The sequence below is a fragment of the Chitinophagaceae bacterium genome (assembly GCA_016710165.1).
Classification (GTDB): Bacteria; Bacteroidota; Bacteroidia; order Chitinophagales; family Chitinophagaceae; genus Ferruginibacter.
Genome location: JADJLJ010000007.1, coordinates 13,942 through 29,416 on the forward strand (window position 1 = coordinate 13,942; position 15,475 = coordinate 29,416).

Sequence of the window (15,475 nt, forward strand, 5' to 3'; positions counted from 1 at the left end):
ATGCCGACAGACGTGAAGGCCGCCGCTTGTTTTTAAGACACTGAAACATGAACATCGAAAAAATTAAACAGGCGATTGATTCCGGCCTGCCGGATGAAGCAATCGAGGCCGAAATGATCCGCGTCATCGCCGGGGATGATCGGGCGCTGTCCCTTATTTTTCAGATCGTTCAACACCGGCAACAAGTAGACCGCGAATTAATCAGCAGCCTAAACCTACTCCTTTCAAAAGCCCACGTAGCCCTGGAAGATCGGAAGTTCAACAAAGGCGGGTTTATCCAAAAGGAAATCCGCGATTTTTACGAGAAGAACAAGGGTGTTATTGGGCACTGCTTTAACTTATGAAAAAACAAATTGAACACATCTACCCCGCAATTGACGGCTGGTTTGACTTTCAAACCTTTTACCGGCAAATCGCCGAATGGATACCCGACGGCGGAAAGTGGGTAGAGGTTGGGGTATATTCCGGCAAGTCGTTTTCGTTCGGCATTATCGAATGCATTAACCGGGGCAAAAAGGTAGAGTTTACCGCCGTTGATATGTTCCCCGAAGAATGGATTTACATAGGCAATAAGCCGCCCGTCCGGGAAATGTTCGACAAGGCTATGAAACCGCTTGAGGGGCATTTTAATGTCGCCGTTGGAAGGTCTGCCGACGTTGCTCGGCAATTTGCGGATGAATCGCTGGACTTTGTTTTTATCGACGCTGCGCACGATTATATTAATGTTCGTGCCGATATTATCGCCTGGACTTGCAAGGTGCGGAAAGGCGGCATTATCGCCGGACACGATTACGAAGTGGACTACAAAAACGGCGTGGTAAAAGCCGTTGACGAGGCGTTTGGCAATAAGGTAGAAATGATACCGTATGACGATAACCCCACAAAACACTGTTGGAAGGTACAACTATGAGCGAACCGCTAAAAATAGTCATAACCGCAAACGGCGAAGGCTCCCGGATGAAGGCGCTCAGCCCAAAGCCGAAACACCTGCTTTATTACGGCGGCAAGCGCATTATTGACTGCATTGTGGAAGCGCTGCAGCCGTTTGGCAGGGTGTACGTTTTTGGCCGGGATAGGGAAGTATTACCGGAAGGCGTTTGGATGGGTTGCACGGAAACAGCCAACCGTAAGGCGCAACTTGAATTACTCAGGAATTGGGAAAACGTGCTTATTGTTGACTGTGACGTAATACCCGTATTTGAGGGCGACACGACACCGGAACCCGGAGAGAAGTATTATCCGTTGTTAAAAACTCTTGAGCAAGACGCTATTTGGTGCTTTGAATCAGATAACCCCAAATACGGCGGCCTCGAAATGTCGGAAACAGGAACTTTATCAGCCGCCAAAGAGCGGGGCCAAGGCCACAAATACCGCGCATCAGGCCTCTACTTACTGAAACACGTTGGTGCGACCGTTGACCGGATGACCGACCCCAACAGCATTGCCGCCGCAATGATCGGCGCAAGAATGGTTTATGAAAACACATTTATCCGGGTTGGCGACCCGGAGGATTATTTAAACGCTTTAAAGTGATTGTAGCCGTAGACTTCGACAACACCCTTGCAATGGGCAGCGCCCAGCATATTTCCATACTGGCACCTAACCGGCCATTAATTGCCCGTTTGCAGGAACTTCGCCGGACGGTTAACCCGACGATCAAAATAGTAACAGCCAGGGGTAGTAAGGACGGGTTGACGACACCGGAAAAGGAGCACAGGTATTTGCGCGTGATAGCGGATTGGCTCAAAAAGTACGACGTACCGTTTGACGAAATATCTTTCCAAAAGGAATACGCCAACCTCTACATCGACGACCAGACAATAACCCCGCACAGCGCCTTTGAAGGACTTACCAGTACCTTCACCGGCAACCGGGTAATACTGACCGAAACAACGGCGATTAAATACGCGCCGTCTGCCCTGTTTGAGTTTGAATGGTACAAGCGGGCCAGGTTGTTAGGTTTCACCGTGCCGGATGTTCTTTTTGCAAATGATGAGTGCATTATTACCCAAAGGATACACGGCTACCGCAAGCCAATTTCAGACGACTTTATCGGACTTTTGGATAATTTCAAAAAATGCGACCTTTCGAGAAACGACGATTACCGCACCTATTTGGGTAACCTAAAAGGGTATGAAGGGACGCCGGGCATATCACCGGATGCAATCGCCGTAACAAAGGCGCTTATTTACAAAGGGCATTTGTCCACGTTTTTTCATGGCGACCTAAGCACGACAAACGTGCTATGTCGGGGCGAACGTGAAAATGATCCGGTTTGGTTAATTGACCCGAACTGCAAACACATTTTTGGTTCGTACCTGACCGACGCCGGGAAGGCGGTTTTTTCCTTAATCGCCTACGAGGCGCAATTCCCGGAGGCGCAAAAGATCGTAGACCGTTTTGGTACGGACGTTTGGTTTTTCGCCGTAGCGGAGGGGTTGCGGGTATGCAAGTATCAGCCGAAGTATATCAGTATTGTTAACAATATAGCCGACTTAATCTGACAAGTAAAAATAAACTTGTTGTTGTAGGTATGGAGGCCAGTATCGCAGCAATTTTACGCGTGAAGTGTATTTATTAAAATGTTGGCCGCCTAAGAAAACCCTATCTAAAAGTTGGATTTTGCAAATGCAGAAAGGAGTTCTCAACCCCTTCCTGTTTTTTATTATGTGCTCTTTTGATACAGAATTTTATCGAGCGTGTGAACAGTATGTTCATGAAAAATGGAGCAATAATAGCAAGCCTATGTATGGCGGGAATGGTGGGACAAAAAGGGCAATTTAGTGGTAAGTTGTCAGATTCAGATATTTCAACAGATTTTATAAATATGGCAATGGATTGTGAAAAAATTATAGGCAATAAATGTAAACTCAAAAGCCCTAATTTGACACCATCCGTAGATAATATTTCTTATCACGACCTCTTTTGTATTTTGGAGATTGGAATACTGGTACAATAACGGCTCACCTTCAGGGTTCGCGAGCGCTTTTTATGGAAAATTCAGCACCAAAATGCTTAATTAAAATTTAATAAGATGCTTTTACCCGACGAATATTTCCAAGTTTACGGCGAAAAGTTAGCCGAAACAGGCGAGCCAAAACGCGCCTGGGATGAAACGGAAAAGGAGTTTAACCGCCGATTTTCCGCAACGGCGTCCAATGTCGTTTTTCGTCGGTTCAACAGTTACCGATCTTTTCAGGCATCTTTCCGGCAGTACAAAAAGGGCGGGTTGCCGGGACATATTGAAGTGGTAATTTTGTTGGTTTGAAAAATAAAACAGTGTCGCAAGTTCGAATCTTGCTACTTGCTGAAACATAGGAACCGGCAGTAAAGCGTGAGGTCTGGTTGGCTAACTGTTAAAAAAATGCCGCGCTATCGTTTCCAATAGCGCGGCATTTGAGTGTGGCAAGGAATCAAACCTTGCACCGTCGGCGTGATTGGATACCGCTCTCATACATCCCGCTGGACTTCGTTACGGTTGCGACCCGTTGTAAACCTATACTCATTCGGAACACACTCGGAGGCAAAGATACAAATTTTTGGAAACTCAAATAGCCTTTTCCCTGCCCTAAAAGCCCCGCTTTGGCCCGATAGTAGCCCACTTTTGCACTAATATGCGAATAGGAGGCTACGAAATCGGGTTATTTTACGCGCGCAAGGTCGAACAACCGGCCGCGCAACGCGGGTTAGACCTGACTAACCCCGGCGTGGCCGCATATTTAGGGCTAACAGCCTACTCCCCCGGCGGAACGCAAATAAGCAATGACATCGTACTGACAATTCCCCCGGCATGGTCGGCTATTCGGTATATTTCCGAAGGTATTGCCAGTTTAGGCCGGGGCGTATTCAGCCGCCAAAGCGACGGCGATGTTTTCCCCGATCACAATTCCCCTGTTTCGTATTTGGTGGACGGCAGACCGCACCCGCACTACTCCATGTTTGACTTTTTGCAAACATTGGTCTCTAATGCGTGTATGGGTAATGGCTTCGCCCGTATCCACTTCGACCCGGTTACAGCCCGGCCTACGGCGCTGGAACTGATACCGCAGGAATATGTCGCGGTACTTTACAGCCCGTCCGGGCAACTATTTTACCATATTTCCGGCGTCCTGGACAACCAAGCCGTAAACGTGTATTTGCCGGAAACGGAGATGATCCACATTAAGGGCGTGACGTTCACCGGGTTAATGGGCAAGCGCGTTTCGTTTGTGCATCAAAGTTCGTTTAGCCTTGGCGTCAATTCGGCGAAGTATTCCGAAACCTACTTTGAGAAGGGCGCAAGCGTTGGCGGGCTTATCACGTTTCCGAACGTACTAAGCAAAGACCAACGCGACATCCTGAAAACCAAACTTACCGAACAACACCTGGGCGGCAAAAATGCCGGTTCGATCATGGTGTTAGATGCGGGCGCGGATTTTAAGCCGATGCAGGCGGGGCCGGAAAACTCCAAAGTAATTGACTTCGCTAACCTTTCCACCGTTGAAGTATCGCAGATTTTCAAAGTCCCTTTGCACCTGCTTTCGCAGTTAGACCGCTCTACATTCTCAAACATGGAGCAACAAAATCAGGATTTTGTAGTGCATTGCCTTCGGCCCTGGGCTAAGAAAATCGAGGAAGAATTTAACAGCAAACTTTTTACCACTTCCGAAAACCGGACACGGCGCAAATTCTTTGCGTTCGACCTGGACGCTATGATGATGGGCGATATGCAAGCGCAGGCGGCTTTCTTTAGCAGTGCGATTCAAAACGGATGGATGACACCAAATGAGATTAGGGCTAAAAAGAATATGAACAAAATAGGTGGAGGGGAGACCCTTTTCATTCAGCAAAATATGTCGCCGATGGAATTACTCGGCGAAATCTTACAAGGCAAAAACAATGGGCAAGAAACACAAACGCCGGGCATCGAGGCCGATGTACCGGACGCGCAAGGCATCGACAGCGCCGCCGCAAACGAACAGCCAGCCGCCGCAGCCTGACGGGCAGCGCGGGGAACCGTTCGGGTTGAAGATGCGGGCAGCGTTCAAACCGGGGTCTATCAATGCCGAAGATCGGACGGTTGAAGTCGTCTTTGGTTCGGATAAACCCGTGCGGATGTACACCTGGGAATACGGCCCGATAAACGAGGAACTTTCCTTTGAAAGCGCCCACGTTCGCATGGACAGGCTTAACAGCGGCGCGCCCGTCCTGGATAATCACGATGCCTACGGTTCAGTATTGGATACCGTTGTGGGCGTGGTGGAAAAGGCGTGGAGTGACGGGAAGAAAGGCTATGCAAAGTTGCGTTTTGCCAAAACCGACAAGGGCGACAAAATGCTGGAAATGGCCCGCGACGGCATCCTGCAAAACGTATCGGTCGGGTACGCGGTGCATAAATACATGCGCTCCAAATCGAACGACGAAGGCAAACTCGACAACTACAAAGCCGTTGATTGGGAGCCTCACGAAATTTCAATGGTAGCCGTTCCGGCTGATGCCGATGCAAAGTTGCGCTCTTTGGCAGGCCCGGAAAACGCCGTAACAATCGAAGATGAAAACGGGAAGATCGAAACCCGCAGCGCCGAAATGTACGACATGGAAGGGCCAAAAGGACAGATCGAATCCTGCACCGACGCAATCAACGAACTGAACGAAGAAATAAACAACAGTTTGGCAGCAGCCGAGGCATACCCGGAACAAGCCGACCTATATGCCGCCGTAGTGGCAGCCCACAAAGCCGCCATATCGGCACACCTGGAAGTTATCGCCGCCGTGAATGGGCAGCGTTCGCCCAATGACATTATCAACCAGCGACGCCTTCAGGCCAAAATCCTAATGGCTCGTTTTCCAAACAAATAACACAAACACTATGCAAACAGCACAAATGCTGAAAGCCAAACGCGAAGAACGGGCGGCGGCGCTGGACAAGGTAAAGGCGCTCAGTGCAAAAATTGAAAATCGTACCTGGAAAGAAGATGTAGACGGCCCGGCACTTGACGCGGCTAAAACCGAACTGGAAAGCCTGGAAACGGAAGTACGCCGTTTGGAAGGCATTATGGACATCGAAGCCCGCAGCGCTTCATGGACTTCCAGCACCACCACCGAAAACCCGGTAACGGTCAACGTCATTTCCAGTCGTGGCGACAACGTGAATACGGTAAAAAAACAATACCGTTTTGCCGAAGCCGTGCAAGCCCTTCGCAGCGGGAAAATGGAAGGCTTTGTCAAAGAAATGCACGAAGAAGCCCTACGCGAAGCCGCACATTGCGGTATCCGTGACTACGGCGCGGGCATTATGATCCCGGCATTTGTCCAGCAACAGCGCGATATGACCGCCGGAACGACGACCGAAGGCGGCTACACCGTACAAACCGACGTTGGCGAATTGATCCCGTTCCTTGATCCGCAGGGCGTTCTTTCCCGCTTAGGCGTGGACTTTATGTCCGGCCTTGTGGGGAACATAGACTTCCCGCGCAATGACGGCACCGCTACGGCAGTATGGGCAGGTGAACAAACCACCTCGACCGAAACAAGCCCGACGTTTGACCGGGTGCAATTCGCGCCCAACCGTTTGACTGCCTACACCGAAATTTCGAGCCAGATCATGCGGCAATCGCAAATCATGATCGAAAACATGGTGCGGAATCGTTTGATGCGCGCCCGTGACAACGCCCTTGACGTTGCAGCCCTGACCGGCGCAGGCGGCACGGCCCCGACGGGTATTACCGGCACTTCCGGCGTGAACGTTATCACGGTCGCCGCTTCGCCCACCTGGGCCAAGATTGTCGACTTTGAAACGCAAATCGCCGCCGATGATGCCGCTTTTGGCACTAGTCTGGCATACCTGACCACCCCGCAAGTTGCGGGCATCCTGAAAGGCGCAAAGCGCGACGTTGCCGGTAACGGCTTCATCTGGGAAGGAAACAACACCGGCACGGGTTCGATCAACGGCTACCGCGCATTGACGTCCACCCTGGTCCCGACCGGGTCGGGCGGTCACTATATGTTCTTTGGTAACTGGAATCAACTGAAAGTTGGCCAATGGGGCGGCACGGAACTGCTGCTTAACCCGTACACCCGCCTGAAAGATGCTACCATCGAATTGGTGTTGAACACGTGGCACGACATCGCCGTAGCACACGGCCAGGCGTTCAGTTATTCCGCAACCGTACACCCGTCGTAAGCAATGACCTGGGAAGTAACGACACAGCCGACCGCCGAACCGCTCACCGTTGACGAGGTGAAAACGTTTCTCAACCTGACCTCGAATGAGGATAACGGGATGTTAGAAACGTTTATCCAAGCCGCGCGGGAATGGGCAGAGAAAACGACGGGCCGCGTCTTACTTACGCAGACGATAAAGCAATATTGGGATGAGTGGCCGTCGGGGCCGTGGTGCCTGGGCATTAGTCCGGCTTCGGCGGTCACTTCCATCTCATACAAGGACGAAAACGGCGCAACGCAAACGTGGAGCGCCGCAAACTACACCGCCGACACCGTAAGCATACCGCCGCGCATATTCCCAACAGAGGGCGTAGACTATCCGACGCTGGGCCAATACCCAAACCCGATATGGGTTACCTATGTAGCCGGGTACGCCACGACGGCGGCGGTTCCGGCAGATGCAAAAGCGGCGATGCTGCAAAAGATCGCTTTCCTATACGAAAACCGGGAGGACATACCCGTGCAAGGCGTAGGAAGCGGCTACCGGGTACGGAGCGCCGACGCATTGATTTTTCATAACCGCGTCAATCTGATATAATGCCTACCGGGAACATTAACAAACTGCTTATGCCTGACATTGCGGCGATGGATACAACCATTTACCTGCAATCATTCACGACAGCAGCAGACAGTTACGGCGGATTGACAAAGACCTGGGCGACATACGCAACCGAAAAGGCAAAACTGGAATGGAGCGCCACCGGGAGCGGGGAAGATTATGAGGATCACGTGAATCTGTCTGTTTCGCGTATCGCTTTTACAATTCGCTGGAAGTCCACCCCGACGGTGAAACACCGGGTTTTGTACGCCGATGAGGCGTATGATATACGGAAGATCGAAGAAATCGGCAGGCGCAAATTTTTGAAAATCACGGCAGAAAGGAAGTTGTAATGGATAGCACACAAAACGATATTAACCGACTTGTCCGGGCGCTATACAAGGTAAGCGAAGGGGCAAAAAAGGAAACCCGTGCTATTTTGGCGGAAGCGGCTATGCCGGTCATTCAAATGGCCCGCGCATCTGCACCCGTTTCAAAAGCGGTCCACTATCGGTATAAGTATTCCAAGAAAGTGAAAGGATCACGCAGGCCGAAAGGGCAGGGCGAAATAGTCGCTACCTACCGCCCCGGAAACCTTCGGGATTCGATTAAAGGTATCTTTTTCCGTCGCGCTGCAAACTCCGTTTTTGTAGGCCCTGTATTGGCTCGAAAACCTACCGGCGTCTTTGGCCCTGAATACTCATTTATTTACGATGACGGCGGCTTTAAATCGCGCACAGACGGGTACTACGCCCGCTTTGTAGAGTTTGGCGTACCGGAATTAGGAATAAGCCCGCAGCCGTTTATGCGGCCCGCCGTAACGGCACTACCGAGGGCGGGAGCGATAGCGGTTAAGAAGTTGACACAGACGGTTAATCGGTACTGGGAGAAGTACGCAGCCGCAAAGGGAAGATGAACGTAACCGGCCCAATCAAAACGCTTATAGGCGCAAACGTAACCGCAAACGGACTATTCGCCGGGCGCGTGTATCCGGGCGTATTGGAGCAAGAAACGGCGTATCCGGCGGCGGCAATGAACGTAGTTAATACAAACCCAAATAACAGCAAAACCACAGCCTCAACGCTGGATAAGGTTGCGCTACAAATTGACATTTACGGCACCACATACGCCACGACGGCAGCAGCCGCAGCGGCGATACGCGGGGCAATAGATTATACAAGTTCCGGCAACCTGACGCACATCGAATGTGAAGGCCAACAGGATATGTTTTCCGAAAAGCCGGAGTTATTCCGAATAATGCAAACTTATTCAATCGGTTACAAATGAAACGCATAACACTACTGAAAGCAATATCCCCCAAACACAAGGCCGGTTTTGGGATCGAAGTGGAGGACGCTATCGCGGCAATGTGGGTACAACAAGGCAAAGCCATTTACGGCACCGATGACCAGCCGCTAAAGAAGGGCAACCTGGAATTGTACAACAACTGCACCCCGATCAGCCCGGCGGAAGCCGCCAAAAAAGCCGCATTGAAGCCACCGGCGGAATAAGAAACAGAACACAAACACTACTAAAAAAATAAGCACATGGCAACCGCAGGTATAGTCAATACCAAACTACTGAAACTGCAATATGCAGACGCACCGAATACGCCGGTAACAGTCACTTGCCTGACCAATGCAGAGTTAAGCATCTCAAACGAGATGTTCGACACGACATGCAAAGACAGCGGGCAATTCAAAGAAGTCATCCCCGGCCAAACGTCCGGTACATTGTCCGGGGAGGCGTTCGTTGCATACGACAGCGCAAACGGGCACGACGAGGTAGCAACAGACACGCTCAGCCAGGCAAAACTGGAATGGGTATTCGGCACCGGCGTTTCCGGCGATACGAAATTCAGCGGGCAGGGGTATTTTTCCTCTTTCTCCGTTTCGTCTCCCGGACAAAACGAAGGCGCTTCGTTCTCTTTCGAGATCACTTGCACCGGCACGATCACGAAGGGTACTTTCTCTTAATCTGAAAAAATGGCAAAATGGTTAATTACATTTCAATCGGCGGCAAAGAGCGGCCCTTGGCTTTTGGTCACGCCGTAGCGTATCACTACGAGACTTTTACCGGCGGCAACTACAATGAACTGCTTATTACGGTAGGCCGCGAACTGGAGGCCGCAGGACAAGCCGTGCAGGACGATGACCTTGTTCGTGTCGCTACCGCTATGCACGTTAAGCCGCTCACCGACCTGGTTTTTGCCGGGATGAAATACGCCCACCGCAAGGAAGGTATCGAAATTGATTTTGACGCCGAAGATGTAGCCGAATGGTTGTTCGGGGATTCGGAAGCGATCAGCCAATGTATTGCGGCATTGATGGAATCAACGGCCAAAACAAAGCCGGGCGACGCAAAAAAAAAGATAGTACCGGGAGCGACAGCCCGGCCCGGATCGACTGGCAAAGCCTTATCGAAACGGCTGCGATAATTGGGTTAAGCCGGGAGGAGTTTTGGGATATGGAACCGCGTTGGTTTGACGTACTGGTACAGGCTTACGAGGATAAGCGAAAGTATGAGTTTGAGATGACGCGTACCATGACGTACCTGCTTTGCGCGTATTCCGGCAATATGAAAAAGAATATGCACCCGTCGCGGTTTTGGCCTTCGCCTTTTGATAAATCGCCTGAATTAGCAGACAAGTGGCAGAACGTTGACCCGGAAGTGCTGGCAAATTTCAACAGAAACGCTGACGATACGTTAGCACAAATGAAGGGAAGTAATGGCGTCAATTAGCGAACTAAACATACGACTTGGATTAATCACAAAAGATTTTTCCAAGAAGTTGAAAGAGATGGAGGGCCAACTCCGACAGAGCGGGCAAACCATGTCGGATTTAGGGCAGCGGATGACGTTGGGCATTACTGCCCCATTGGTCGGTATTGGTATCGCGTCCGTGAAAGCGGCGGGCGACATGGAAGCCCTGCAAAAGGCAATGGAAGCCACGTTTGCCGGGCAGGATAAAACAATCGCCGAAGCAAACGCCGAACTCGAAAAATTACGCGAGTTAGCACTTGCCCCCGGCCTGGATTTTGAACAAGCCGTAAAGGGTTCAATTCGACTTCAAAACGTTGGCTATTCCGCCGAAGTAGCGCGGGATGTTATCGAACAACTGGCAAACGCCGTTGCCCTGACCGGCGGCGGCGCGGATGACCTTAACGAGGTTGTTAACCAGTTTTCGCAGATGATCGGTAAGGGTAAAGTTTTTCAGGATGACCTGAAAATCATTACAGGCCGAATGCCGGTTATTGCCACCTTAATGAAAAACGCCTTTGGCACCACCACCGCCGAAGGGTTGAATAAATTAGGGATAAGCAGCCGGGAGTTTGTAGATATTATCACAAAGGCGGCAAGCGACGGGTTGCCCCGCGTTGAGGGCGGAATAAATAACGCTTTTGTAAATGCCGGTTCGGCAGCCCGCCAATCAATGGCCGAATTAGGAAAGGCGCTAATAACTACTTTCGATATTGTCGGCCTTTTAAATTCGTTTTCAGATGCGTTGGCCGGCGCGACAAAATGGTTTTCAGAACTTGGCAGCACATCACAGGCGTTTATCGGATATTCCGCCGCCGTAGCCGCAAGTTTAGGCGTTGGCATTTATGCCGTAGGACAATTAAAACTTGCCTATGCCGGATTAGTTGGCTTTTTCAGTCAATCGCTTTTCCCCGCTTTCACCGCTGTTAAAAACGCAATCCTTACAACGCGGGCAGCGTTTTTTGCCCTTAGCGTTGCTACGCAGGCTTTTGTAGTGGTCGGCATCATTGCCGCCGTTACGGCCCTTTATTTTGCGTTCAATTCGTTGGTTGGCGTAATGACCGAGGCAACGCAGATCGAAAAGAACCTGCAAGAAGTCAACTACAACGCCCAAAAGTCAATCAGCGATCAAAAGGTTGAGGTTGACTTACTCACCAAAGTTTTAAAAGACAATAACAGCACCCAACAGGAACGCGAAAGGGCGCTATTGCGATTAAACGCGATTAGCCCGGAATACTTCGGCAACCTGAAAGAAGAAAACGGTTTAATCGTTGGCCTGGACAACGCCGTAAAGGGGTACGTTGGAAGTATTACAAGAGCAGCCACCGCGCAAGCCGCATTTGCTAAAATACAGGCGCTCGCAAACGAACAACTTGAGTTAGGCAAACAGGCGTCCGAGGGCGCGACACTTGCAGAGCAGGCGCTCGACGCTGTTACAGGCGGGGCTGCAAATGCCTATGCCAGACGGCAGGCCGGGCTATTAGAGCGCGTTGCCTCGATCAAAAAAGAGCAGGAAGCCCTTGAGGGGGTAATCAGGGCCAACCAAGAAACGGCCACCGTTACCGGCGAATTGACCGCCAAACAAATGGCGGCAGCGGCAGCCGGGGGTGCCGCAGTAAAAACAGAGGAAGAACTTGCCAAAGAACGTGCCGCCGCGAAAAAGGCCACCGACGAGCGCAAAAAGGCAGAGGATGAATATTGGGAATCACTAAGCAAGGTAAATGAGGCGTCCGAAGCGGCAAACGAGCAGGAACAAAAAGCGATTGACGGCGCTAAGGCGCTTTTGCAGGCCCGCGAAAGGTTAGCCGATCAAAAGTTCGGCGATACAAAAGCCCTGCCGCAAAGCAACCCGACCGGATTAGGCGGGTTCACGCAAAAAAGCGACCAAGGCACTTTTTTCGATGTTCAACTTGCCGTTGACCCGTCGAAGGCAAAGGAGGCTATTGATTCGCTGAAACAGCCGCTTGGCAAGTTATCAGCCATTGCCAACAGTACCGGGCGCTCTATTGGGGATTCGATCACCGCAGCAGCAGACAGGTTTACGCAAGCCTGGGAAAAGAACGTAAGCGCTATTTACGGCGCGGTGCAAAACCTTTCCAGCGGTATTTTAGACCTTCAAAAGGCGCGCGGGGATAAAGAAAAGGCGGATTTAGATGCCGAATCAAAGGCGAAAATAGAAACGCTTGAACAGGAGTATGCGAGCAAATTTGCCGCCGCAAAAGGTAATGCGGATGCCACCGCCGCCTTAGAGGCGGATTTGGCGGCACAAAAAACCGCAATTGAAGCAGATGCAGCAGCAAAAAAGGACGCGATAGACAAAAAGCGGGCAAAGGCGGGCAAAAAAATTGCTATCGGGTTGGCGATAATTGACACAGCCCTGGGCGTTGCAAAAGCGCTCGGATCGGCCCCGCCGCCGTACAACTTCATTCTTGCCGCACTATCTGCCGCCGCCGGAGCCGTTCAAATCGCCACAATCAAAGCCCAACCCTTTGCCGACGGCGGCGTAATCACAAAACCCACATTGGGCCTTGTCGGCGAATACGCAGGCGCAAGCAGCAACCCGGAGATCATCACGCCGGAACGGCTTATGCGTTCGATATTCAGGGAAGAATCAGGCGGCGCAAATTCTATTCAAGTGTACGGCGTCATAAAAGGCGCTGACATTGAAATCAGTAACCGCAAAGCAGAGCGGGAAAGGGGGCGCGTCCGATAATGGCCACCCGCATCTCATATCAATTTCAAACATTCTACGGTGAAACCTACCGGGTAGATATTAATGATACCGATTATGTCGGTACCACGTTAGACGTTGACGTTGCAACCGACGGGTTTACGCTCCGATATGACGGCAAAACCGACAGCGTGATACCCGGCATTATGGGTTCATCTTGCGCCGTTTCCATCCTGGTAACACCGGATAACGTCACGGCGATTAACACGCTGGCAACCGACCTGATAAGCAGTGTTGAAACCCGCTTTTCAATGGCGGTGTATAAGATAGCCGCAGGCCCGACAACTACCCTTTATTGGGCTGGGTACGTTGTGCCTGACCTGGGCGGATTTGATGACATTGGCGAATCGTATTTTTTCACGCTGAAAGCCGTCGACGGCCTTGCACGGCTAAAAGAAGTCGATTATAAAGACCTTGGCGCAAGCCCGGTAGCGCCTTACGGGATGTTGTCGTCATTGACGCATATAGCCAACTGCCTAACCGAAGTTGGCACGGAAACATACTGGGGCGGTTCGGACGTATGGTTAAGGACGGTTGTAAACTGGCAGGACGGGAATATGCCAGCCGCTACGGCGGCAAAAGACCCATTGCAATTTTCCCGCTTATCCGGCGAAGCCTTCGCAAAACGGGCGAAAAGTTCGGACGGGGAAGATTGGGAATACCTAAGCGTTTACAAGGTACTGGAGGAAATATGCGAAAATTGGGGAGCGCGTTTGTTATTGTCCAATGGCGCATGGCGATTCGAGCAGGTCCGCGAAAGGATGGAGGAAAACTTTTTCGAGCGCAGGTATGATACAAGCGGGGCGCTGTTAAGTTCGGCCTCGACCGCCGGGTACGATAAGCCTATCATTCAAGTCTCCGAAGATAACCGCCTATCCGGCGGGCAATTCAGTTATTTACCGGCGTTAAGCCGGGTAGAAGTCAACTACGATCATAAAACATACCGGAACTACTTAGAGAATTTAAATTACAAGTGGTATAAAGACAGCGGCGCAAACACGCCGTATTCGGTTACCAACTTAGCGTTTGACGCTGACACCTATTTCCGTATTCGGGGCAATCTATACATAAATGTTTCGGTATCGTCTTACACAAAGCCCTGGCGCTATGTGTTCGGCCTCATCATCAAAACAACGCCGGGTAACTACCGGCTCGACAGCGAAACGACGGCCATAGCGCCCGGCGGGGTTGGGATACCTACCCTTAACCGGGAACAACCAAACTGGCAGGTAGCCTCGACTTATTACGAGGTTTCGACGCCCTGGATTTATTCGACATCTTATTCCGGCGTCATTCCGAATGAATTTGCTTTTTTCACGCCGTACATACCGGCCTCACAAACCGGGTTTAGTGTGGATTTTTCCACCGGGTTGGGCGGGCGGGACTTCGCAGGGAGCAGCGTAACAGCAACCCTTAATGATTGGCGTTTTTCAAACCTGGAGTTATCAATTCAGGGGTTGGATGTTGCCAGCAATTACGAGGCGGCACGGAAATACACGACTAATAATGTCAACGTCGGAAATAGCGATGTTCTGAAAATAGATACCCTGTTTGGCGCGGCGGTTAAGTCCTGGACACCGGCCCGGCTGGAAACAACCGACGACGTAACGTTCACCCTTTGGGAGGCCACGACGGCCACGTGGGAGCGGGCAAACGAAAATACTACCTTAGAGTTTGGGGCGCTGCTCGCAGAACAAATGCAAGCCTTACAGGCGTTCCCGGTACAAACCTACTCCGGTACGCTATTGGCAGACGCGACACACGCGCATAGCCGTATCACGTTTGCGGACGACACAACCTGGTTAATTAACCGGGGCGAATGGCGGGCGCGTGATAACCGTTGGCAGGTCGAAATGATGTTGACCGGCATAGCCGACGCCGCCGACCTGGACACAGATACGGTAGGGAACCCCGAAGATGCGGGCATTTTTGGCACGTTCCCGCCTGGGTTGGTTGTTGCCCCCGGAAGCGGCACAGGAACCACAACCTCCACAGGATTTCACGGCGAAACGGCGCTTTCTTTCCTGACAGGAAACACCGTAAGCACAGGCATAGCACCCGGCACCATTACCAGTATTCCAGTCGGCACGCCGGTAAAAGGCGGGAGCATCAACGACAACGACATTATTTACATTGTAGACCCGCAAAGCGGGCAGGTCTTCACGTTTGTAGCAGACGGCGACGTAGCAGACGGCGCTACCTCAATCACGGTAGATTCAACCGTCACAACGGTTAATATTCCT

General features: G+C 51.3%; 19 protein-coding genes. All 19 read left to right on the forward strand.

The window, feature by feature from the left end; all coding sequences use genetic code 11:
- Positions 1–47 precede the first annotated feature (47 nt).
- On the forward strand, positions 48–344 hold the full coding sequence (locus IPJ02_17600) for a hypothetical protein (protein ID MBK7377291.1): 297 nt from the start codon (positions 48–50) through the stop codon (positions 342–344).
- Positions 341–910 (forward strand): class I SAM-dependent methyltransferase, encoded by a 570-nt coding sequence (locus IPJ02_17605; GenBank protein ID MBK7377292.1) that lies wholly within the window; start codon positions 341–343, stop codon positions 908–910. The genes IPJ02_17600 and IPJ02_17605 overlap by 4 nt, the downstream gene beginning before the upstream one ends.
- A complete protein-coding gene (locus tag IPJ02_17610; protein ID MBK7377293.1) occupies positions 907–1,533 on the forward strand; it encodes an NTP transferase domain-containing protein in 627 nt (208 codons plus the stop codon). The genes IPJ02_17605 and IPJ02_17610 overlap by 4 nt, the downstream gene beginning before the upstream one ends.
- Entirely contained in the window at positions 1,530–2,504 is a 975-nt protein-coding gene (locus IPJ02_17615; GenBank protein MBK7377294.1) for a hypothetical protein, read from the forward strand. The genes IPJ02_17610 and IPJ02_17615 overlap by 4 nt, the downstream gene beginning before the upstream one ends.
- Before the next feature lie 212 nt (positions 2,505–2,716).
- Entirely contained in the window at positions 2,717–2,959 is a 243-nt protein-coding gene (locus IPJ02_17620) for a hypothetical protein (protein ID MBK7377295.1), read from the forward strand.
- A 75-nt stretch (positions 2,960–3,034) separates the two neighbouring features.
- Positions 3,035–3,268, forward strand: coding sequence for a hypothetical protein (locus IPJ02_17625; GenBank protein ID MBK7377296.1), 234 nt, complete (start codon positions 3,035–3,037; stop codon positions 3,266–3,268).
- Between the two features lie 346 nt (positions 3,269–3,614).
- Positions 3,615–4,979 (forward strand): phage portal protein, encoded by a 1,365-nt coding sequence (locus IPJ02_17630; protein MBK7377297.1) that lies wholly within the window; start codon positions 3,615–3,617, stop codon positions 4,977–4,979.
- Positions 4,980–5,004: 25 nt separating this feature from the next.
- Positions 5,005–5,838, forward strand: coding sequence for an HK97 family phage prohead protease (locus tag IPJ02_17635; protein MBK7377298.1), 834 nt, complete (start codon positions 5,005–5,007; stop codon positions 5,836–5,838).
- A gap of 10 nt (positions 5,839–5,848) precedes the next feature.
- Positions 5,849–7,162, forward strand: coding sequence for a phage major capsid protein (locus IPJ02_17640; protein ID MBK7377299.1), 1,314 nt, complete (start codon positions 5,849–5,851; stop codon positions 7,160–7,162).
- A 3-nt stretch (positions 7,163–7,165) separates the two neighbouring features.
- Positions 7,166–7,741 carry a phage head-tail connector protein gene (locus tag IPJ02_17645; GenBank protein MBK7377300.1) on the forward strand — a complete coding sequence of 192 codons (576 nt, stop codon included), beginning with the start codon at positions 7,166–7,168 and terminating at the stop codon, positions 7,739–7,741.
- A 29-nt stretch (positions 7,742–7,770) separates the two neighbouring features.
- Positions 7,771–8,094 carry a head-tail adaptor protein gene (locus IPJ02_17650; GenBank protein MBK7377301.1) on the forward strand — a complete coding sequence of 108 codons (324 nt, stop codon included), beginning with the start codon at positions 7,771–7,773 and terminating at the stop codon, positions 8,092–8,094.
- Positions 8,094–8,657 (forward strand): HK97 gp10 family phage protein, encoded by a 564-nt coding sequence (locus tag IPJ02_17655; protein ID MBK7377302.1) that lies wholly within the window; start codon positions 8,094–8,096, stop codon positions 8,655–8,657. Before IPJ02_17650 ends, IPJ02_17655 begins: the two co-directional genes overlap by 1 nt.
- Before the next feature lie 83 nt (positions 8,658–8,740).
- Entirely contained in the window at positions 8,741–9,028 is a 288-nt protein-coding gene (locus tag IPJ02_17660) for a hypothetical protein (protein ID MBK7377303.1), read from the forward strand.
- Positions 9,025–9,252, forward strand: a complete 228-nt coding sequence (locus tag IPJ02_17665) for a hypothetical protein (protein ID MBK7377304.1) — start codon at positions 9,025–9,027, stop codon at positions 9,250–9,252. The genes IPJ02_17660 and IPJ02_17665 overlap by 4 nt, the downstream gene beginning before the upstream one ends.
- 36 nt (positions 9,253–9,288) lie before the next feature.
- Positions 9,289–9,717 carry a hypothetical protein gene (locus IPJ02_17670; GenBank protein MBK7377305.1) on the forward strand — a complete coding sequence of 143 codons (429 nt, stop codon included), beginning with the start codon at positions 9,289–9,291 and terminating at the stop codon, positions 9,715–9,717.
- 17 nt (positions 9,718–9,734) lie between these two features.
- A complete protein-coding gene (locus tag IPJ02_17675) occupies positions 9,735–10,178 on the forward strand; it encodes a hypothetical protein (GenBank protein MBK7377306.1) in 444 nt (147 codons plus the stop codon).
- A 29-nt stretch (positions 10,179–10,207) separates the two neighbouring features.
- Positions 10,208–10,483: a hypothetical protein gene (locus IPJ02_17680; protein ID MBK7377307.1), complete on the forward strand. Its 276-nt coding sequence runs from the start codon at positions 10,208–10,210 to the stop codon at positions 10,481–10,483.
- Positions 10,470–13,214 (forward strand): tape measure protein, encoded by a 2,745-nt coding sequence (locus IPJ02_17685; GenBank protein ID MBK7377308.1) that lies wholly within the window; start codon positions 10,470–10,472, stop codon positions 13,212–13,214. The genes IPJ02_17680 and IPJ02_17685 overlap by 14 nt, the downstream gene beginning before the upstream one ends.
- On the forward strand, positions 13,214–15,475 hold a 2,262-nt coding region (locus IPJ02_17690; GenBank protein MBK7377309.1), incomplete at its 3' end, for a hypothetical protein. The genes IPJ02_17685 and IPJ02_17690, both read left to right, overlap by 1 nt.